We start from the raw sequence: 19606 nt of genomic DNA on the forward strand, positions 1-19606 counted from the left end.
CCATCGCAAAAATGTGTTAGTATCGACACAAAAGCACAACAAACAATTCACATTCCCACTATCAATCGATAAGAGACTTACCTTGGCATGAATCACGCCAGTCTTCTCGCGCTAACCCATAATGCTGCCTTGCTATTGGCCATGATCTTTATCTACGACATGGCAACTCATCGCAGTCATCACTCTTTCGACTCACTCTGGAAAGTATTCATGGGTCTGGCCCTTGGGCTTATCGGCACCGTCATTATGCTTACTCCCTGGGAATACTCACCCGGGATTATCTTTGACACCCGCTCGGTACTACTCGGGATCTCTGGATTATTCTTCGGGCCGATTCCCACCGTGATCGCGATGGCAATGACAGCAGCATTGCGGCTTTACCAAGGTGGCGAAGCGGCTGTAACCGGAGTAACGGTTATCATGGCTTCAGGTATCCTGGGTATCGCCTGGCACTATTATCGGCGGCGGCCATTATCAGAGCTAACCGCTCGCGAGCTCTACTTATTCGGGATCTTAGTCCATGGTGTCATGCTGGCCCTGATGTTCACCTTACCCCTGCCGATCGCACTTAAAGTGCTGTCTGATATTACCTTCCCGGTACTACTCATTTATCCGCTGATCACCGCAGCTATGGGGATGTTGTTTGTCCGGCGATTACAACGTGACAAAACCGCCGAGGCGCTTAGGGAAAGCGAATTCCTGTTTCGCTCCCAGTTTGATCTGGGCAACATAGGAATAGCTATTACTCACCCGAAAAAAAACTGGCTTCGTGTAAATCCCCGGCTGTGCAAAATGCTCGGTTACACAGAGGAAGAACTTCTTCACCTGACCTGGGCCGACCTAAGCTATCCTGAAGACCTGCAGCTGGATCTGATCCAGTTTGATCAAATGGTGGCAGGTAAAATAGATGGTTATTCACTTGATAAGCGCTTTATCCGTAAAGATGGCGGTATCGTCTATGTTCACATGACTATTGCCTGCTATCGGGTCGAAGGAAAGGTCCAATTCGCGATTGCTGGCATGCTAGATACCTCAGAGAACAAACATGCCGAAGCCAAACTTGTTGCCCAAAAAGAGCAGCTAACCTCTGTCCTTGCCGGCAGCGAGCTCGGATTTTGGGACTGGAATATTCAAGCCAACACCGTACAACGAAATGCCCGTTGGGCTGAAATGCTAGGCTACAGCTTCGAAGAAATAAAACTGGATTCAACCCTATGGCTTAATCGCATTCATCCCGAGGACAGGCAGGCCGCCCAACAATCTTTGGATAATCACCTTGAAGGGCGTACCTCTCAGCATAAAGCTGAATACCGCATGCGCACCAAGCAGGGGGACTACAAGTGGATCCTCGACTGCGCGAAAATCGTTAATTTCGGCGCTGACAGCAAACCGCTGCGAATGTGTGGTACCCATACCGATATTACCGAGCGCAAGCTGGCAGAAGAGTCAATGCAGCTGGCATCCATGGTTTACCAAAACAGCAGTGAGGCAATGGTGGTCACCGACAGCGACGGCGAGATCATTACTACCAATCCGGCCTTTACTGAAATAACCGGCTACTCGCTCGATGACGTCAAAGGCCAAAGCCCCAAACTGCTGGTGTCACGCAAACAAGATAGCAATGTTATCCAGAGCATGCTGCATACACTGAATATCAATGGTCACTGGCAGGGAGAAATCCAAAAGCGCCACAAAAGCGGGAAGACATATACAGCCTGGCTTACCGTGAACTCTATTACCAATGCTGACGGTACTATCCACCGGCGTGTTGCCCAGTTCTCAGACATTACCGACAAGAAAAAGTCTGACGAGATCATCTGGACCCAGGCCAATTTCGATGCCTTAACCGGCCTGCCAAACCGCCATATGTTTATTAACCAGCTTGAGCAAGAAAAGAAAAAGGCACACCGGGCTAACCGCCCTATGGCACTACTTTTTCTTGATCTCGACCACTTCAAGGAAGTCAACGATACCCTGGGCCACAACATTGGCGATCAACTACTGATTGATGTCGCGCAGCGCCTGCAGAACTGTGTCCGGGATACAGACACCGTATCGCGTCTTGGCGGTGATGAGTTTACCGTTATACTCAGCGAGCAGGACGATGCCCACGGTGCCGAGCAGGTGGCGCAAACCATTCTCAGCCAATTCTCTGTGCCGTTTTCCATCGGTGTTGAAACTATCTATATATCACCGAGTATCGGTATTACCCTCTACCCGGAAGACGGAACTGACGCCGATACCCTGCTCAAAAATGCCGATCAGGCTATGTATGCCGCCAAAGAGCAAGGGCGAAACTGCTACCGCTACTTCACTTCGTCGATGCAGGAAAAGGCCCTGTACCGCCGTCAACTGGCCAATGAGTTACGGCTTGCGCTCAACAGCAGCCAATTGCAGCTGCACTACCAGCCAATTGTCGAGCTGACCACAGGCAACATGACCAAGGCCGAGGCCCTGATCCGCTGGTGCCATCCGACACTCGGCATGGTCAGTCCGGCGGAATTCATCCCGGTTGCCGAAGAAACAGGGATCGTAATCGAACTTGGTGACTGGGTTTTCCACCAGGCAGCCCAACAAGCTGCCCGGTGGCGAACTTTGCATGACCCAGAGTTTCAGATCAGCATCAACAAATCCCCGCTGCAATTTCGTGACAAAGGCAATGATATATCGCGCTGGATTAATCATCTTCGAGCGCTGGGGCTGCCGGGACAGGCAATCGCGATTGAAATTACCGAGGGGCTATTGCTTGATGCCAGCAAAGCAGTGACAGACAAATTACTCGAATTTCGTGATGCCGGTATCGAGGTGTCTCTCGATGACTTCGGCACCGGTTACTCATCGCTCTCCTACATCAAGAAATTCGACGTCGACAATATCAAAATCGACCAGTCGTTTGTTCGCAGCCTCAAGGCTGGCTCTGAAGACCTCGCTGTTTGCGAAGCCATCATTGTAATGGCGCACAAACTCGGTTTGAAAGTGGTCGCAGAAGGGATTGAAACCAATGAGCAGCGTGCCCTACTGGCTGCTGCAGGCTGTGACTATGGACAAGGAAGCCTCTTTTCCATGCCGCTACCGGAAGAGGAATTCAGCGCGTTACTGTCGTCAAAAGAAGTCACCGAAGAAGTCGCCATATAACTTAGGCAATGGTCCGGAACAGCTTATATCTATTAAGTTAGTTTATTCCACCCACTTGAAGGAATGCTTCAAAAACGACACAGCCTGATGCTCAACTATTTCTCCATGCGCCATGATAATTCGCTCTGGCTGCCAGTTGAGAAGCAACTGAACATGTACTCTCACCACCGGCTTTTTAAAGCTAAGCCGCCAGTCCAGTGGCGTTTTGCCGTTAGGTGCTATGATCCCGGCCCCTTTGGCCAATAACTTGCGCCAGCCTTTAAAATGTCCGGGAGGAAAGTTCTCTATCAAATCAGTCACGATCACAGTGTTTGTTGCACGATGGAAGAAAACGCACTCCTGCATCAGCGGTGAGCCACTCACCAACCGCTGATCAATTTCATCTTGCCAGGGCCAGTTTTCGACAAGCTGGGGATGAAACTGCTCGGTCAGATTAAGTGATGCATCGAAATGAAGATCTTTGCGCTTGGAAATTACCTCGTCAGTGCCAAAAAGCTGCGCATCAGGATAGTGCTCTAACCACTGGCCCAAATACAGATGATGCAGATGATTGGGGGCAATAAGGTATTTGACCCGCCCCAAGGCAGCCAACTGCTCGGCAAGCTCCGGAGAGTAACGAACAGGACTGTGAAGCCAAAGATCACCCGTATGCAACCGGATCACCGTCATCCGGGTTGTAAAAGGGCAGCAATAAAATGAGACCGTGTCTCCGTCAACAATCCATAGTTCTTTGGCCAGCTGTTTCATGTTATCCCCGTTAGCGCTATTCCACTTTTCAACTATTGCTACAATAATACCTGCCTCTGATGTCTATTAGCTCACTAACTATGAATACAATACGTTGAACCGCGATTTTGCGATCCAGACGGTATTGCGCTGCAAAAATGAGATAAAACAACATCTAACCTATTGAAAAGACCATACCTACCAGCAGGGGGGAATACTGGCAGGTATAACCTAAAAGTAGGGGTAGAGACGCCAACAACACCTACGAGAACCTAGAAGCAGTTACATTTTTCCTTCACTACCACACATACGTATTTTTTGCTGTACTACCTCCTTCATCGCCGCTTTCCCCGGGACAATATATTTTCGGGGGTCATTCGCATCCGGATTATCGCCGAAGTAATGCTTAACCGCATCAGCAAATGCGATTTTCAGTTCTGTTGCCACATTGACTTTGCACACTCCCAGATCAATACAGCGCCGAACCATTTGCTCGGGCACTCCCGATGCACCATGCAGAACTAGTGGGATATCGACAACTTCTCGAATTGCGGCCAAACGTTCAAAATCAAGGCGTGGCTCTGATTTATATAACCCATGAGCAGTACCAATCGCGACAGCAAGTGAGTCTATCCCTGTTCGTTTAACAAACTCTGCCGCCGAACCGGGATCAGTCATAAATGCATTTGCGCTATCGACAATCAGATCATCTTCCTGACCGCCCAATGTGCCAAGTTCAGCTTCAACACTCACATCATAACGATGGCAATAATCTACAACCTGAGAAACTAACTCTATGTTCTTCTCAAACGGCAAATGCGAACCATCAATCATCACCGAGCGAATACCGGCATTCACTTTCTCCTGAATATCAGCAAACGTCTCATGATGATCGAGATGAAGTACTAGCGGCATATGATGCTTATGTGCCGCTTCTTTGCAAATAGCCACTGTATAATCGGTACCCGCATAGCCATAGGTTCCCGGTGTTCCTGCGAGAATTACCGGCGAGCGCATTTCAGCGGCAGTCTCTACCACCACCTGTACAGTCTCAAGGTTATGAATATTGAATGCAGGTATCGCATAACCACCTTGTTGTGCTCGTTTCAACATCTCACGAGAAGAAATTAAATACATGGAACCTCCAAATTTTTCTGTTTAGTTGCTTTGCTATACGCACACTTACCCAAAACCCATGTTGCTTGAATGTCACCCTGTTCAGAAACGGCGACGACAGAGGCTTTCTTACCTACCGCAATACTGCCTAGATCAGCACTGATACCCAGAGCTCTGGCCGGGCTTGATGACCCCAGCATCCAAGCTTTTTCCAATGGCATTTCCAACCATCGGCTAAGATTGTTGACCCCATCACACAGCTTGAGGGTGCTACCAGCCAAACCGCCGGAATCCGTTTTCACGACGCCGTTCTTCATCGTGACCAGACTTTCCCCTAACCGATACTGGCCATTAGCCATTCCTGTTGCCCGCATCGCATCAGAGATCAACACCAACCGCTGACCACAACATCGATGAGCGACATCAGCTGCTACAGGATGGACATGGTGGCCATCTGCAATCATCTCGACAAATGCCTGCGGGTGACACAACCCGGCACCTACCACTCCGGGATCACGGTGATGCAGCCCACGCATGCCGTTATAACAATGGACAATACCTGTTGCGCCAGCATCAAAAGCCGCCTGTACCTGGTCATAGCTGGCATCACTATGGCCTAACATCACATTGACCTTATGCGCTTTGAGATAACGGATAGCACTGAGAGATCCCGACTTTTCCGGTGCCAGTGCCACCACTTTGAGTGTGCCGTCGGCTACCGAAAGCCAGTGTTCAAGTTCCTGGATATCAAGTTCCCTAAGCCATTCACTCGGGTGCGCTCCTTTATTACGTTCAGTAAAATAGGGGCCTTCTAGGTAGCTTCCAAGCAGCTCCGCCCCGCTAACGCCACTACGGACACTGTTTCTAACCTGTATCAGCGCCGACTTAATGCTGCTGCTGGCTGCTGTCACCGTTGTTGCCAAAAATGCCACTACCCCATATTGGGCATGATAGTGAGACATCTCATCCAACGCCTCATGGGTGGCATCCATCACATCGTACCCCTTCGCCCCGTGGACATGGCTGTCAATTAACCCCGGTAGCAACCAGCTGTCGTTCATAACTAATTGCTCCTGGGTACGAGTCTGGAACTGGCGGTAGCTTTCAATCGCGACAATACGCTCTCCGCTTACCGTTATCACACCATCTGCCAACCAACCGCTTTCAGTCAAAATCTGGCTGAAGCGCAACGGCTTATCCCCTAGCGCTACGCTTGGATTAAATGCCATCATCAGCCTCAACCTCCGCCTCGCGTTGGCGCTGCATTTCATCATGAAGACAGGTAATACCTCGATGACCGCAGATCAATGACTGCTCGCGAAAACCAACCAGCCCCAACTCGTCACGCTCCAGAAGCATCTCTGCCGCCATCTGCAAATTGGTTCCGGTTACTACTTCAATATGTTCAACTTCCTGGCTCAGTAGCGATGCGGTCCTAAACGGCGTACCGCCAAGCAAGTCAGTAAGAAACACCACGCCTTCTTGACTATCTACCTGATCCATGGCTTTTCGCATTGCCGCTTCAAGCTGCTCTGTCGTCATCTCCGAAGGAAAATCGATGCAGACCAGCTGCGGTTGCTCCCCGATAATCTGGTTAACTGCTTGCCCGATACCGCTGGCAAAGGCGCCGTGTCCACTAATAATCACGCCGATCATGATTCTTTTTCCTTTTACAAATTTCGTATCGCTATCAGTATGTCTTGACTACACGGCACACACTGGTGTGCCGTGTAGCATTGCCGGTTATAAGAAACCAGCGAACTTACCCACAATTCCTAAACCTACGGTAAGGATGATGAGTCGGATTGGGCTCCAGCCTCGCTTGACCAAGGCATACATGGATAGGGTGTAAACCAGCGGCAGGAACGCCGGCATCAACTTATCGATTACGTCTGCCTGCAACTTGACCACTGCATCACCAGCCGTGATTTCCAACGTCGTTCCCAGGCGAACATAGGTAGCAACCAGGGCCCCGATCACGGTCATCCCCACAATAGATGCGGCATGACCAACCTTTTTGGTATTGGCTTTGATCATCGGAATGGCAGCGACCCCCATACGGTATGCATAGTGGGCAAGGCCAAAACGAAGGCCAAAATGGAAGACGTTAAACATCAAGAAGAAGACGACAGCACCCATGATTGAACCTTGCAACGCCAAATCTGCTCCTATCCCGCCACAAATAGGCAGCAAGGTAAGCCAAAACATCGCATCACCGATCCCGCCTAATGGTGCACCAACAGCAATTTTCGTGCTCTGGATGCTGGTTACGTCCTGCTTTGAACGTTCCATCGCCAGCACAATCCCCATCACGAAGGTCACTAGAAACGGGTGAGTATTGAAAAAGCCCAGGTGGCCCCGCATCGCTTTTGAAAGATCATCCTTATTGGTGTGAATTTTCTTCAGCGCGGGTAACAAGCCATATAGCCAGCCTGACGCCTGCATACGTTCATAGTTGAATGATGCCTGGAGCAGTAACGAACGCCATGCCATTCGGTTGATATCTTGTTTGGTCAGCTCTGCACCGATGGACTGATCCTGATAGACATCATCATTAGCCTCTGGCTTGGCAGCAACGTCCACATCGAGTTCATTAATATTGAGGCTGATATTTGAGTTAGATTCCATCTTCTGCTTCCTCTGCTTGTGTTGCTGCGGGTTCAGGTTTTCTCATAAAGTCAATCAATGCGATGGCCAGAGCCGAGGCTGCGATAGCGAGTACCGGTAGATTCAGCCAAGCTGCAGCAACGAAACCTAAAATGAAATATGGAATGTAGGCATTTTTCATCATAATTTTCATCAGTACCGCGAAGCCGATAGCAGGCATGATGCCGCCAGCAACACCCAAGCCGTCAATCAGGTTTTTGGGTAGCATCTCCACAGCCGCACCAGCGTGTTCAGCACCAAAGTAAATCGGCAAGAACGCACACAGAAAGTAGAATGAACCCAGTGTCGCAAGCGCGTAGTAGTTCACCTTTTCAATTCCATGCGTGTCTGCGTTATCTGCCATCCGGTCACAGGTTGACATCACCGGCGACATGGCCGAGAACAGGAAGGTGATCCCCATTTGCACAGCAACTGCAAAAGGCACCGCAATCCCGACAGCCACATTGGCATCCACCCTGGTCGTGATGGCAAAGGTAGCACCAACAATCGTCCCGATGATCACGTTAGGTGGCTGTGCACCAGCCAGTGGTGCCAACCCCATCCAGACAAGTTCAAGTGTACCGCCCACCAAGATACCGGTTGGCAGATCACCGAGAATCAAACCCACCAGTGGGCCCAATACAACGGGGCGGTGAAAGTGCGTAAGTCCGTTAAATAGATCCAGCCCGGCAAAAAAGGCGAGAACGCCTAATGACAGAGCTTGTAATAAGCTGATTTCCATAACTTTTCGTCCTTAGTTACAAAAGATTGAAAACATCAATGGCAGGCTCAGTGGGGACACCCTGCACGTAGCATTCAACACCGTGCTGCTTGAGGGCGTTAAAGGCACTAATGTCCTGAGCATCAACCGATACCGTTTTGTGAATCTGTTTTTTTCCATCTACAAAGTGCATGTTGCCCACGTTGATGCTCTTGATCGGCACACTACCTTCCACCAACGCCTGAAAATCAGCAGGTGTCTTACACACCAACAAGATTTTCTGCCTGTCGGCGGCTTTATGAATCGTGTCTATCGTTTTCTGTACCGTCCAAAAGCGGATCGCGATACCGTCAGCCAGCACCATTTCCATTAAGTTCTGCTGTATCTCGTCCTTGGCCACCTCATCGTTGACAACCACAACAATATTGGCCCCGGCAAAACCAACCCACTGCACACCAACTTGTCCATGTACTAAACGCTCATCAATTCGGCTTAACACTATATTCGGCATTCTTTTTCTCCTTAGCCTTTATCCTGCAACCAGTATCTGTCAGTGAGTCTGGCTATATGGGTAAATTGTAACCCCTTGAACCACGCGGTTTACTTCTCCCGTCGGGCAAGGGTTATCAGGGGTGAACCCTAACGCCAGTGATTTTTCCATCGCCAGCATTTGTGCAAATACGATGTACGGAAAGGTCAACCAGATATCGTCTGCCTGTGGTAAGCCAACATCGATAACCTGTCCTTCAACACCAGGTATTTGCGTGTTTGTCAGGGCTATAAGGGATTTCGCAATATTGTTTTGCTTAATTTCGTTATAAAGATCCCGGTCATAACGAGAGGTATATGGATTAGATGAAAACAATTGAATTACTACAGCATTTTCGTTAATTGAAAATTTCGGCCCGTGTCTAAAACCTAACGTGGAATCAAATTTAGTGACCACCTTGCCAGCGGTTAGCTCTAACGCCTTTAATGCAGCCTCTTGTGCCACGCCAGCCAACCCCCCCGAACCCAAGTAAATTAAACGGTCAAATTCAGCTTTTGCTAACGCCTTAACCACGGGCTGCCATTCGAGCAAGTTCTTTTCGGTGACTTCAGCCAAGTCAGCAACAGCTTCGATAACACTTGTTGAAGGGATCGAACCCAACAAGGTAATCGCAGCCAGCGTCATACAGCTGTAGCTTGATGTCATGGCAAAGCTCTGATCATTAGCACCATCAGGCATCAGCTGACAAAGGGCGTTATCGTTATTTTGTGCATAGCGATATAGCTCACCTTCCGGGTTACATGTCAGGATCAAGTGATAAGTGTCTGGCACAAGTTGGTCGACCAGATTCACCGCAGCAACGCTTTCTGGACTATTGCCGGAGCGTGCAAACGACACCAGTAAAGTCGGCCGAGTTTCATCTAGATATTCATAGGGATTAGATACAATATCCGTAGTCGCAATCGCACTGACATCCAGCGATGTATTTTGGTGGAGCCAAGGCGATATCGCCGCTCCGGCATACGCTGATGTCCCCGCCCCAGTCAGGATGATTTTTAAATCGGGCTTGGCGAAAAGCGGGCACAAGAAGTGATTATTATCTTGTTGTTGCTCATGCAATCGCGCTATTAGCGTTTTCCATAATATCGGTTGGTGCGAAATCTCTTTTGCGGTATGAATGGCACCGTGTTGTTCCAACCAGGTACGGTCATAACCAAGAAACTGAGACATATTCGACTCCTTAAAGCTCATGGCCACAGGCACCGCTGTAAATGCGAGTGACTTCCATGATTTTGTGAATAACCAATTGTTCGGGGGTAAGGGCGATATCTCCATCGCACACGGCCTTGTACTGCATCGGCATGTACTGGCTAAGCAAGGTCAGCGGCGCAGGTGAGGCGGCTAAGTTTGCAAATAGAATCTCTGTTGCCTGCTGGACAGCAGGATGTGACCAGTAATATCGAATTCGATCACTGAAACTGTATTTACAATCAAAATACTGCTGGTGGCCAACATGCGGATAATAGCTGCGCCAGTAGTCCGGATTTTCCTGCATAACCTGCTCAACAGTGGCACGTAGATGGGAAGCCTTGTGTTCACCGATCCACTCACGCTCAATTTGATCCAATGCGAATAGCGCCTCGCGCAATGCAAAGGTCAAGGCAGGCCCGACTTTAAGGATCGCGAAATGATCATGTACCAGCGCCTGGTAGGCTTTTTCAGCCTGATAGTCCGTTGAATGCGCTTCATACACCAAGTAGGGTTGCTGTTCGACAAACTGGCTCAGAGCCTGGGCTTTATCTGAGTCGTAATGAATGACTTTGTGATGATCAAATTCGACTCCTGGTTGCACAACCAGACCAACGACACGAGGCCAGACAGGCTCAAGGCCCATCGAAGTGAATGCTGTTAAATGGGTATCAAGAGTCGTGGCCGCAGCACATACATCGGTTATCGCAAGATCATCAGAAAGCTGCTCCTGCGCTCCGCCAGGAACCGGTACTTCAGTACCTATAACATAGACTGGTGCCTCACCACCGACCCGTTGCCAAGTCTGCTCGGCGACACGACACAGCTGCGCAGCACGCTTAGCGACCGTATCATCCGGTAACGGGTATTCATCATCCGCGCACGACATGGAGCAATCTAAATGGATCTTGCGAAATCCAGCTTCAACATAACGTTCAATCAGAACTTCAGATTTCGCCATTGCCTCATTCGGCTCAAGGTGCTGCCAGCAGTTGGGGCCAAGATGATCGCCCCCCAGCAACAAGCGGGATCTATCGAATCCAACATTATCGGCAAGTTGGTGAACCAAAGTAATATAATCTTCAGGGCACATTCCAGTATAACCGCCGTCCTGATTTACTTGGTTCGATGTTGCTTCAATTAAAACTAACGCGTTATCTTTTTTGCCCTGTAATAAAGCGGCTTCAATAACAAGTGGGTGCGCAGAACATACAGCATAAATACCGACGGCCTTACCCGCTTTGTGTTGCTGTATGAGTTGCAATAGTGGCTGCATGGTATTCTCCATGCAGGCAGTGCTAATTTATGGCGTAATTATTAATCCGCAATAATTACTTCTACCCCTAATTCAGACAGTGCCTGCAAATATTCATTCGAAATCCGACTATCGGTAATTAACTTGTCGATATTCCCAGCTTCCTGAATCATGCAGAAACTTTTACGACCAAATTTACTGGCATCCGTGATTGCAATTACTTCACGTGCAACTTCACACATCACCCGGTTTATTTGGGCTTCACCTTCATGTGGAGTTGTGATGCCGGCATTGAGGTCAAAGCCATCTACCCCAAGAAATAACTTATCAAAACGATAATTTCTCAGTAGCTGTTCAGCAGCCGGTCCATGAAGCGAATAAGATTTTCGTCTCAGAGCTCCCCCTACAACCATGACTTCTATATCTTCATGGCTAGCAAGGTCGTAGGCAATATTCAATGAGTTCGTCATTACAACTAACCCTTTTTTATCAATTAAATGACGAGTTATTTTTGACGTCGTCGAACCTGAATCCAGAATTAATGCATCACCATCATCAACCAACTCGGCCGCTTTGGCCGCGATGGCTGCTTTTACATCGGCATGCAACCGACCCTTGTCTTGTAACGGACGGTCGAAGGCAAAATGTTTGTTGAGCATGGCACCACCATAGCAACGAACAATGCAGCCTTTCTTTTCCAAATGGTTCAAGTCATTACGGATAGTAACAGTCGAAACAGAAAATACCGGCGCTAACTCTTCAACACGGGCAGTCCCTTGCTGACGGATTATGTCGACTATTTTTTCTCTTCTTTCAACTGTGCTAACCATAACCTTCTTACCTTCATTGCCTTGTGTTCTGAGAGAAAAGCTTTTCGCTTCCTTTCGAAATGAATTAAAACACTGCCACAAAATCGAAAACAAAACCAAGATCACAGTAGAATGAAAAGCAAAAAAACAGCAAATTCCTTTCAGTTCGCAAGGTAATGAAAGTATCAATTGGAGATTAGAATTCAAAAAATACTACCGAAGGCGCAAAAAGACAGAGACCAGTAGCCAGTAAAGTGAAAGTGTCATTTTGTAGTGATCATCAAAAGAGCTTCAATTCCAGAAGTGATCAAGCTCACACAATTAGAAATATCAATATTAATGGACAAATCCCACAAAGAATAATCTCCTCTCTACCTATAGGTATCGGTAAAGGTATTAGGTGTTCTATTATCAGCCCAAACGCACTCAATTTTCGCAATCGCAGCATTTAAATACAATGATGGCCAGCATGCCTGTTATTATCATCAAATTATAATTATGTGATCTTGCTAACACCATAAATTGAAAGATATTCATACTCGTTATTTAACCCCTTTCTTTCACTGTTGAAAGCTTTCAGGTCAATAACGGTGAACATTATCCTGTTTATATAAAAATATAAATACATTTAAAAATCTTCACTTCCTTTATAAGTGAAAGAATTTAGTTGAAATGTTCATATTCAATTCTATGTGATCTCGGATTTGTTTTCGTTTTCATCCAGGTGATTCAATGATTTTGAAATTACAAAATCAATATCATAACCAATAAAATCAATTGTCATCCTGGAGATGAATGATGAAAAAAACTCAATTCAATGTACTTACTATTGGTATATTAGCCGCTCTGTCCTCATCTGTTTATGCAAGCTCCGATTCCCAACCGCTAGACGGCTATAAACTGAAACAGGTTGTTATGGTTAGCCGCCACGGTTTGCGCGCCCCACTTGCAACCGGCGGTAGTACATTAGAAAAGTCCAGTGCATTAACTTTTCCTGCATGGGAGACAAAGGGCAGCTGGTTAACACCCAAAGGAGGTGTGCTGGAAGCCTACTTTGGAAAATACATGAACTCTTGGCTGGTCGAAAATAACATGTTCGCTAAAGATACCTGCCCCAAGTCAGAAGACGTGATTGTCTATGCCAATAGCAAACAACGTACTATCGCAACTGCTGAGTTTTTTGCTGCCGGTGCATTCCCGGGTTGTAATATACCTGTTGAGAACCGCGAAGCTCTCGATACCATGGATTACACCTTCAGCCCAGTAATTCGCGATGGCTCAGAGGAGTTCGAAAAAAATGCCCTCGCCGCTATGCAGAAAAAAGCCAGTGCACAAGGTTTAGATGGCCTGAATGCCGAGCTTAAGCCTGCTTATGACTTGCTAAGCAAGATTGTCGACTTCAAACATTCCGAAATGTGTAAGAAAGAAGGGCAATGTAATATTGCTTCGATACCGACATCACTAAGGATCGTAAACAACAAGGAACCGGGGGTATCAGGCCCAATCCGTCTTGGGACTATCATCTCAGATGCCTTTATTTTGCAGTACTATGACGGTTACCCAGAAAACGATGTCGCCTGGGGGAAAATAAAAAATGATCAAGAATGGTTAACCTTGGCAAAAATCAAAGATAAATATGGAGAGCTGCTATTCGGTGCACCGTATGTTGCCAAACATGTCGCCAAACCACTGGTTGATTACATCGACAAAACCATGACCATCCACAGTGAAAACAAATTAGCCGTTTTGGTCGGACACGACTCAAATGTTGTTTCCATCCTCTCTGCACTAGATGTAAAACCCTATGTCCTGCCCAACACTTTCGAGAATACCCCTATCGGTGGAAAGGTTGTGTTTGAACGCTGGAAGAGTCCAGAAAATCAAGACCTTGTTAAACTTGAGTATGTGTACCAATCGGCAGAACAAATTAGAAACTTAACCCCGCTGACACTAGATAACCCGGCTCAACGCGTAGTACTGGAAATGAACGGCTGCCCGGTTGACAGCAACGGCTTCTGCTCCTTTGATATCTTTAAAACAAAGTTAGCCAATATTAGAAAATAACTAGCTAGCGAAAGCCTAACTTAGTTAGGCTTTCGCTCCATAAAAATAAACTGTGAATTTTCACTGACTTTCTTAAAGCCATAGCGTTCATACAGGCGGCCAACACGGTTGCCCTGCAAATAGTCTAATCTGCAGGTTAGTTGTTGCTGGTCTGCATGTTTAGTTACGTCAGCCAGAATGGCACTGCCAATCCCCCTGCCATGGCATTCCGGAAACAAGAAGAACCGCCCAAAATACAGGTGTTCCTCGCTCTCCTTGACCAGATACGAACCAATGGGCTCACCATCAGACAAAATCAGAATAGGCTTGCACTCAGACCACTCTTGACGGTGCAACTTCTGTTGTAGCACCTCATCCCAGCCAAATACCGCCTTAATAGGCCCGTATTCAGCCGCTTTCTTTAACTGGTAGGCGAAACCGAAGTCCTCTTCAGTTGCCATTCTTGTTGTTATATTCACGTCTGTCTCTAAATATCAAAAAAACCAGTCTGGCTTTTATTCAACTTCCTCATACGTCTTCGCCATCTCTTCGGGAGCAATACCGTATCCGCCATCGGCTAAGTAGCCACCTTTGTATACAGTCATTCCTTTATCATTCCATTCAACCGCAATAACGGCAGTGTCTCCGTTCTCGCTACCTAGCATGGTGAGGACTTCATCGGTAATAGGAATAGCCCTAATGGTCTTGATCCGCTTGAAGGGTTCAAACTCGGTGAATTCAGGCAGCTTGCCGTATGTCGTCTCCCATTTATCCTTAGGGACCAACCACTCGTTGAAAACGGCACCACTCACAGGATCAGGGTTACGGGCAATCACCACAGCATCAGACAGCTCGTTCTCAGTTTCCAGTACCGGCTTTCCTGCCTCGTCGGCGACATAGGTCGGAAATGCCCGGCCAATTTCACTATGATGAGGCAGGCGGCCATAGGTCAGCGCCTTCTTACGAAACTCTTTGGCAGAGTCAAACTCGGCCATCACTTCTGGGATGTCTTGGAAGGCAACGGGAACAGTATCGGCAGAGACGCCGAAACTCGATAGCCCCATAAAGGAGCTAACGGCTATCGCAAGTAAGGCGTTTTTCATTTTAATCTCAATCAGATCAGGCTAAACATATCTGGCCATGTTAATACCAAATTATCCAATGACCTAATTTACTCTTTCGTCATTGCCTTTACACGGCCGAAGAAAGATATCCCGGCAAGTACGAGAGCACCTGATAGTAGTCCTATTACCGCATTAACCAGAGCCGGTAGCATGAGTGGGCCGCCGGGGATCATGTCAACCCGCTCAACAAGTAGGTGAACTAATGCATGAGAGTTCGGGATACTGTGGACAACGATACCGCCACCGACTAAGAACATGGCTATGGTGCCAACCAAGGCTAAAAACTTCATCAAATATGGCGCGGCGTTGATTAATGCATTACCAATCGCATGTTTAAAAGATGCAACATAGCTATTTTTAACCAGGTACAGCCCTAGGTCATCGAGTTTGACGATACCCGCCACTAACCCATAGACACCGATAGTCATCAATACGGCAATCAGGCTGATCACCAGTACCTGGGTAACAATAGGCACTTCCTGCACCGTACCCAGCGCAATCACAATAATCTCAGCCGACAAGACAAAGTCCGTCCTAATCGCACCTTTGATCTTTTGCTTTTCAAACTCAACAACATCGTCGGCTTTATCCAAGCCATCTAGCAGTTCGGACTCTTTTAGCTGCGGGGAATGAAACATTTTCTCGACGACTTTTTCAAATCCTTCGTAGCAAAGAAACAGGCCACCAACAAGTAGCATTGGGGTGATCAGCCACGGGGCAAAAGCACTGATCAGCAAAGCAGCCGGAACCAATATTAACTTGTTTCGAAATGATCCTTTGGCTACAGCCCAGACAACCGGTATCTCCCTTTCGGCCCTCACGCCTGAAACCTGCTGGGCATTCAAAGCAAGATCATCACCTAACACGCCAGCCGTCTTTCGGGCGGCAACTTTACTCATCACCGCCACATCATCAAGCACAGTCGCGATATCGTCTAATAGGACCAATAAACTTGCTCCAGCCACATAGCACTCCTAACAGTCAGATTTTACGAGAATATTTTTTAAACATAGCGAACGTTCTCTGTCGCATCAAACTGTTCGTGACTGGTTAACTGTAATTTTACTGCCGCCGTCACTTTTCGCTTTGCCAAAGCAATGGCGACTACGAGTAATTACTTCACCAGTGTCGGTAACACGTCGTCAGTCATGATCTTGTCTATTAACGATCCCGAAAAAAAGCTGTTGGCCGTTTTTACAACGACCAAATCAAGATCTTTGACAATGGCGATCTCCTGCCCGCCATAACCAACGGCCTTGATGGCCGGATATTTCTTACCTTGATGATAATAGGCAGAATTCCACCAGAAATAGCTGTATTTATTTCCGCTGGTCTCGGATGACGAGGCCGGTTTCATCGACTCGTTAATCCAATCGGCATCAAATAGCTGCTTCCCGTTCCATTCGCCTTCATTGAGCACCAGTTGCCCCAGCTTCAACATATCACGAGGCCGCAATACGACACCGCCGGCCACATTGGAGCGCTGATCTTTCTGCTTGACCCAGAAGGCATTCTGAAAACACAGGGCCGACAAAGGGCCTTTTCTGGCGTACTCGCTGACAGATGGCTGTTTGCTGGCAACACGGAGAATCTCCCCCATCACACTCACCATTCGTCCGCTGTAAGTAATACTGCCTTTAGTCGTACTTAGTGGCTGCGACAACACATAGGCAACAGAATCATCACCATTTAATTCGTTGCCCGCAGTATTGGGCGAGCTATCTTGATGTCTCAACCAGTTGTCCCAGTACAGGCTGGGAGACATCGTCAATAGGTGCCTGAGAGTAAGCCTCTTTCTATCTCCCTGGAAATACATTTTATAGTCTGGCAAATAACTCACAGCGGATTGGTTGATATCTTTTATAGCCCCCTGTTTAACAGCCATCCCCACCAGCAGTGATGTCAGACTTTTGCTCACTGACAACATCATATGGGGTTCACTCGCCTGCCAGCCGTTGAAGTAACGTTCGAATACCAGTTCGCCATCTTTGAGGATCAGCAAACTATTTATCATTCCGTAATCCAAACGGCCGCCTTCTATTTTGCTAACTAAAGACTGCATTTGGGGCGAGCGCTTTAACCACTTCTCTCCGGCAACTCGGGCATCTGGGTAGGGGGCAGCACACTGTTCACTCGAGGGGTGACTGAACTCACTATAGGCTTGCGAGTCACTGTACAGGGCGGAAATATATCTCTGCGGGTCTAAGACTTCTCGTCGGTAGACGTGCCGTACCCCATAGAGACTGACCGCTTTTAGTTGATATCGTCCATCTTGCTCACTTTTGAATTGGCCGTAGATGTCAATATTCGCATTCTTTGCTTTGAATTTACCGGTTTCATCAATCACCAGCTCGACCGAGCTCGGGGACACATGTGCGAAATAACGCTGCCCGTGCTTTTTAATCACGGTATAGGGGATAAGGCCGATGTCCGCCTTATATATCCCGACATAAGGGTCAACATCACTTGCTATGGCCTTTGTCGGAAATAACAGGAAACACAGAACCCAGCAGAGAGAAGAGATAAGTTGACGAATCAAGTTCGAGCGCTGTTGAGGTGGGGAGCCAATCGTCCAGTCACAAAGCTTAATACGCAATTTCATACCTTCCTTAAGTACACATTACGCTAACAAGGCGGTAGCAGACTAGATTACTAGCTTGCTTACCTAATTAATCCTGCTGTACTACTTGCTAGGCAGAACCCTGCTATCCAATTGATTTAGAATAGGTAATAAACTTGACTATAACAGTCAGTCATTTGCCTCAAAGCAGACGACGATAAAAACTGTTGTCAGCTCACGAAATTGCCCCCCGCTAAAAGCAATTTATTGCCCATATCAGCACAATTTAGAAGCATAACTTTCTTTTTCGATTTAATAGAGCATGTGTTCTATTAATAGATATCCAGCAGTACTTCAATTCTTTGCTTCCACACGTATACCATTCTCAGTTTTGTAGCAGCGCAGTAGAAAAACAGTTATCAACTCGCGGACACCACATTCCTCCACTAAGCTAATTTACTATAAAATATCCATATTCATTCGGCTCGGCAGAGCACGCTAACACCATTGATTTCGGGCGCCCTTCGCGGGAGAACATTTTTCTGCTGTATTTATCAAGGACAGAACCAGTAACGATTTAAGGTGCTTTCTGTATGGCTATTGCCATTGCCTTGATACTGATTGTCATTGCCTCCGTTGCATTCCACTATTACAGTCCGTGGTGGTTGACGCCTGCTGCATCAAACTGGGGCGAGATCGATGATGCCTTCACACTGACTATCATCATTACCGGTGCATTTTTTATTGTTATCAACCTGCTGATTGCCTGGATAGTGATCCGTTACCGCCATAAGCCCGGGCGAAAGTCGACCTATCAGCCGGAAAGCAAAAAGCTCGAGGCGTGGCTTATCGGCCTCACTACCGTCGGGATTGTTGCACTGCTGGCACCAGGGCTGGTGGTCTATGGCAAGTTCGTCACTGTGCCTGATGAAGCACAGACTTTCGAGGTAGTCGGCGAGCAATGGAAATGGAGCTTTCGCTTTCCCGGCAAAGATAATCAGCTAGGACAAACCGGTATTCAGTTTATCTCCCCTACTAACCCTATGGGACTGGATCCGGACGATCCGGCCTCGGCCGATGACAAAGTCATTCTCGGCCCCGAGGTACACCTGCCGTTATTCACCCCGTTAAAAGTCTTGCTCCGGTCGAAAGACGTCCTGCATGACTTTAACGTCCCGCAATTTCGCGCCAAGATGGATCTGGTGCCCGGTACTGTGACCTATTTCTGGTTTACCCCGACTCAACGCGGCACCTTCGACATTCTTTGCGCCGAGCTGTGCGGCATTGGGCATTTCAATATGCGCGGACGGGTTATTGTTGAGGATGACGCCAGCTTCGGGGCCTGGCTGGCAACGCAACCGACCTTTGCCGACAGCCAGCAACCACAGGCCACCAGCGATATCACCGACCTTGTCGAGTTGGGTAAAACCCTGTCGGAAGTCAATGGCTGTATCGCCTGTCACAGCCTGGACGGCAAACCCGGCGTTGGTCCCACCTGGCTTGGCCTGTACGGCAAAACCGAGCTGATGTCTGACGATACCGAAGTAGTGGTTGATGATGATTACCTGCGTACCGCCATCCTCAATGCCGGAGCCGAAATCGTCAAAGGCTATCCTGCCATCATGCCGGTCTACCAGTTTGACGACCGGGAAGTCGAAGCAATCATTGCCTATATCAAAGCAGTATCGGAACCATCGCCCAGCCCATAGACAACGCTCCAAGAGCAAAGGGGG

At 47.9% G+C, this 19606-nt stretch carries 17 protein-coding genes; 3 read left to right on the plus strand and 14 right to left on the minus strand.

What is annotated here, in order from left to right:
- Positions 1 to 87 precede the first annotated feature (87 nt).
- The gene (locus L4D19_RS01405) at positions 88 to 3135 is read left to right on the plus strand and encodes an EAL domain-containing protein (RefSeq protein ID WP_428450829.1); all 3048 of its coding nucleotides are present in this window, start codon (positions 88 to 90) and stop codon (positions 3133 to 3135) included.
- Between the two features lie 42 nt (positions 3136 to 3177).
- Here L4D19_RS01405 and L4D19_RS01410 read toward each other — a convergent pair whose 3' ends face one another.
- The 10 genes from L4D19_RS01410 to agaR form a co-directional block, all read right to left on the minus strand.
- A complete protein-coding gene (locus L4D19_RS01410; protein ID WP_428450830.1) occupies positions 3178 to 3882 on the minus strand; it encodes a DUF4336 domain-containing protein in 705 nt (234 codons plus the stop codon).
- Positions 3883 to 4143: 261 nt separating this feature from the next.
- Entirely contained in the window at positions 4144 to 4998 is an 855-nt protein-coding gene (locus tag L4D19_RS01415) for a tagatose bisphosphate family class II aldolase (protein WP_428450831.1), read from the minus strand.
- Complete coding sequence (gene nagA, locus L4D19_RS01420; RefSeq protein WP_428450832.1) at positions 4989 to 6209, minus strand: N-acetylglucosamine-6-phosphate deacetylase; 1221 nt, start codon at positions 6207 to 6209, stop codon at positions 4989 to 4991. The genes L4D19_RS01415 and nagA overlap by 10 nt, the downstream gene beginning before the upstream one ends.
- Positions 6196 to 6633 (minus strand): PTS galactosamine/N-acetylgalactosamine transporter subunit IIA, encoded by a 438-nt coding sequence (gene agaF, locus L4D19_RS01425; protein WP_428450833.1) that lies wholly within the window; start codon positions 6631 to 6633, stop codon positions 6196 to 6198. The genes nagA and agaF overlap by 14 nt, the downstream gene beginning before the upstream one ends.
- Before the next feature lie 87 nt (positions 6634 to 6720).
- Positions 6721 to 7605 carry a PTS N-acetylgalactosamine transporter subunit IID gene (gene agaE, locus L4D19_RS01430; RefSeq protein WP_428450834.1) on the minus strand — a complete coding sequence of 295 codons (885 nt, stop codon included), beginning with the start codon at positions 7603 to 7605 and terminating at the stop codon, positions 6721 to 6723.
- Positions 7595 to 8365 carry a PTS N-acetylgalactosamine transporter subunit IIC gene (gene agaW / locus L4D19_RS01435; protein ID WP_428450835.1) on the minus strand — a complete coding sequence of 257 codons (771 nt, stop codon included), beginning with the start codon at positions 8363 to 8365 and terminating at the stop codon, positions 7595 to 7597. Before agaW ends, agaE begins: the two co-directional genes overlap by 11 nt.
- 16 nt (positions 8366 to 8381) lie before the next feature.
- On the minus strand, positions 8382 to 8855 hold the full coding sequence (gene agaV / locus L4D19_RS01440; RefSeq protein WP_428450836.1) for a PTS N-acetylgalactosamine transporter subunit IIB: 474 nt from the start codon (positions 8853 to 8855) through the stop codon (positions 8382 to 8384).
- A gap of 39 nt (positions 8856 to 8894) precedes the next feature.
- Complete coding sequence (locus L4D19_RS01445; RefSeq protein ID WP_428450837.1) at positions 8895 to 10064, minus strand: SIS domain-containing protein; 1170 nt, start codon at positions 10062 to 10064, stop codon at positions 8895 to 8897.
- A gap of 10 nt (positions 10065 to 10074) precedes the next feature.
- On the minus strand, positions 10075 to 11358 hold the full coding sequence (locus L4D19_RS01450; protein ID WP_428450838.1) for a D-tagatose-bisphosphate aldolase, class II, non-catalytic subunit: 1284 nt from the start codon (positions 11356 to 11358) through the stop codon (positions 10075 to 10077).
- A 41-nt stretch (positions 11359 to 11399) separates the two neighbouring features.
- A complete protein-coding gene (gene agaR, locus L4D19_RS01455) occupies positions 11400 to 12167 on the minus strand; it encodes a transcriptional repressor AgaR (RefSeq protein WP_428450839.1) in 768 nt (255 codons plus the stop codon).
- Positions 12168 to 12941: 774 nt separating this feature from the next.
- On the opposite strand from agaR, the gene agp reads away from it, so the two are divergent.
- Entirely contained in the window at positions 12942 to 14210 is a 1269-nt protein-coding gene (gene agp, locus L4D19_RS01460) for a bifunctional glucose-1-phosphatase/inositol phosphatase (RefSeq protein WP_428450840.1), read from the plus strand.
- Between the two features lie 20 nt (positions 14211 to 14230).
- Here agp and L4D19_RS01465 read toward each other — a convergent pair whose 3' ends face one another.
- The 4 genes from L4D19_RS01465 to L4D19_RS01480 all read right to left on the minus strand — a co-directional run bounded on the left by L4D19_RS01465 (position 14231) and on the right by L4D19_RS01480 (position 17915).
- Positions 14231 to 14668: a GNAT family N-acetyltransferase gene (locus L4D19_RS01465; RefSeq protein ID WP_428450841.1), complete on the minus strand. Its 438-nt coding sequence runs from the start codon at positions 14666 to 14668 to the stop codon at positions 14231 to 14233.
- Positions 14669 to 14704: 36 nt separating this feature from the next.
- On the minus strand, positions 14705 to 15292 hold the full coding sequence (locus L4D19_RS01470; protein WP_428450842.1) for a hypothetical protein: 588 nt from the start codon (positions 15290 to 15292) through the stop codon (positions 14705 to 14707).
- Positions 15293 to 15360: 68 nt separating this feature from the next.
- Complete coding sequence (locus tag L4D19_RS01475; protein ID WP_428450843.1) at positions 15361 to 16278, minus strand: DUF808 domain-containing protein; 918 nt, start codon at positions 16276 to 16278, stop codon at positions 15361 to 15363.
- 149 nt (positions 16279 to 16427) lie between these two features.
- The gene (locus L4D19_RS01480) at positions 16428 to 17915 is read right to left on the minus strand and encodes a serine hydrolase domain-containing protein (RefSeq protein WP_428450844.1); all 1488 of its coding nucleotides are present in this window, start codon (positions 17913 to 17915) and stop codon (positions 16428 to 16430) included.
- Between the two features lie 551 nt (positions 17916 to 18466).
- Between L4D19_RS01480 and L4D19_RS01485 the strand changes: the two genes are divergently transcribed.
- Positions 18467 to 19582 (plus strand): cytochrome c oxidase subunit II, encoded by a 1116-nt coding sequence (locus tag L4D19_RS01485; RefSeq protein ID WP_428450845.1) that lies wholly within the window; start codon positions 18467 to 18469, stop codon positions 19580 to 19582.
- The last annotated feature ends 24 nt before the right edge of the window (positions 19583 to 19606 follow it).

It is taken from the genome of Photobacterium kasasachensis (assembly GCF_050336885.1).
GTDB classification, from domain to species: domain Bacteria; phylum Pseudomonadota; class Gammaproteobacteria; order Enterobacterales; family Vibrionaceae; genus Photobacterium; species Photobacterium kasasachensis.

Excerpts from the sequence above, each read along its gene's own strand:
- L4D19_RS01405 (WP_428450829.1), top strand. The coding sequence starts at position 88 with ATGAATCACGCCAGTCTTCTCGCGCTAACCCATAATGCTGCCTTGCTA.
- L4D19_RS01410 (WP_428450830.1), bottom strand. The coding sequence starts at position 3,882 with ATGAAACAGCTGGCCAAAGAACTATGGATTGTTGACGGAGACACGGTC.
- L4D19_RS01415 (WP_428450831.1), bottom strand. The coding sequence starts at position 4,998 with ATGTATTTAATTTCTTCTCGTGAGATGTTGAAACGAGCACAACAAGGT.
- nagA (WP_428450832.1), bottom strand. The coding sequence starts at position 6,209 with ATGATGGCATTTAATCCAAGCGTAGCGCTAGGGGATAAGCCGTTGCGC.
- agaF (WP_428450833.1), bottom strand. The coding sequence starts at position 6,633 with ATGATCGGCGTGATTATTAGTGGACACGGCGCCTTTGCCAGCGGTATC.
- agaE (WP_428450834.1), bottom strand. The coding sequence starts at position 7,605 with ATGGAATCTAACTCAAATATCAGCCTCAATATTAATGAACTCGATGTG.
- agaW (WP_428450835.1), bottom strand. The coding sequence starts at position 8,365 with ATGGAAATCAGCTTATTACAAGCTCTGTCATTAGGCGTTCTCGCCTTT.
- agaV (WP_428450836.1), bottom strand. The coding sequence starts at position 8,855 with ATGCCGAATATAGTGTTAAGCCGAATTGATGAGCGTTTAGTACATGGA.
- L4D19_RS01445 (WP_428450837.1), bottom strand. The coding sequence starts at position 10,064 with ATGTCTCAGTTTCTTGGTTATGACCGTACCTGGTTGGAACAACACGGT.
- L4D19_RS01450 (WP_428450838.1), bottom strand. The coding sequence starts at position 11,358 with ATGCAGCCACTATTGCAACTCATACAGCAACACAAAGCGGGTAAGGCC.
- agaR (WP_428450839.1), bottom strand. The coding sequence starts at position 12,167 with ATGGTTAGCACAGTTGAAAGAAGAGAAAAAATAGTCGACATAATCCGT.
- agp (WP_428450840.1), top strand. The coding sequence starts at position 12,942 with ATGATGAAAAAAACTCAATTCAATGTACTTACTATTGGTATATTAGCC.
- L4D19_RS01470 (WP_428450842.1), bottom strand. The coding sequence starts at position 15,292 with ATGAAAAACGCCTTACTTGCGATAGCCGTTAGCTCCTTTATGGGGCTA.
- L4D19_RS01480 (WP_428450844.1), bottom strand. The coding sequence starts at position 17,915 with ATGAAATTGCGTATTAAGCTTTGTGACTGGACGATTGGCTCCCCACCT.
- L4D19_RS01485 (WP_428450845.1), top strand. The coding sequence starts at position 18,467 with ATGGCTATTGCCATTGCCTTGATACTGATTGTCATTGCCTCCGTTGCA.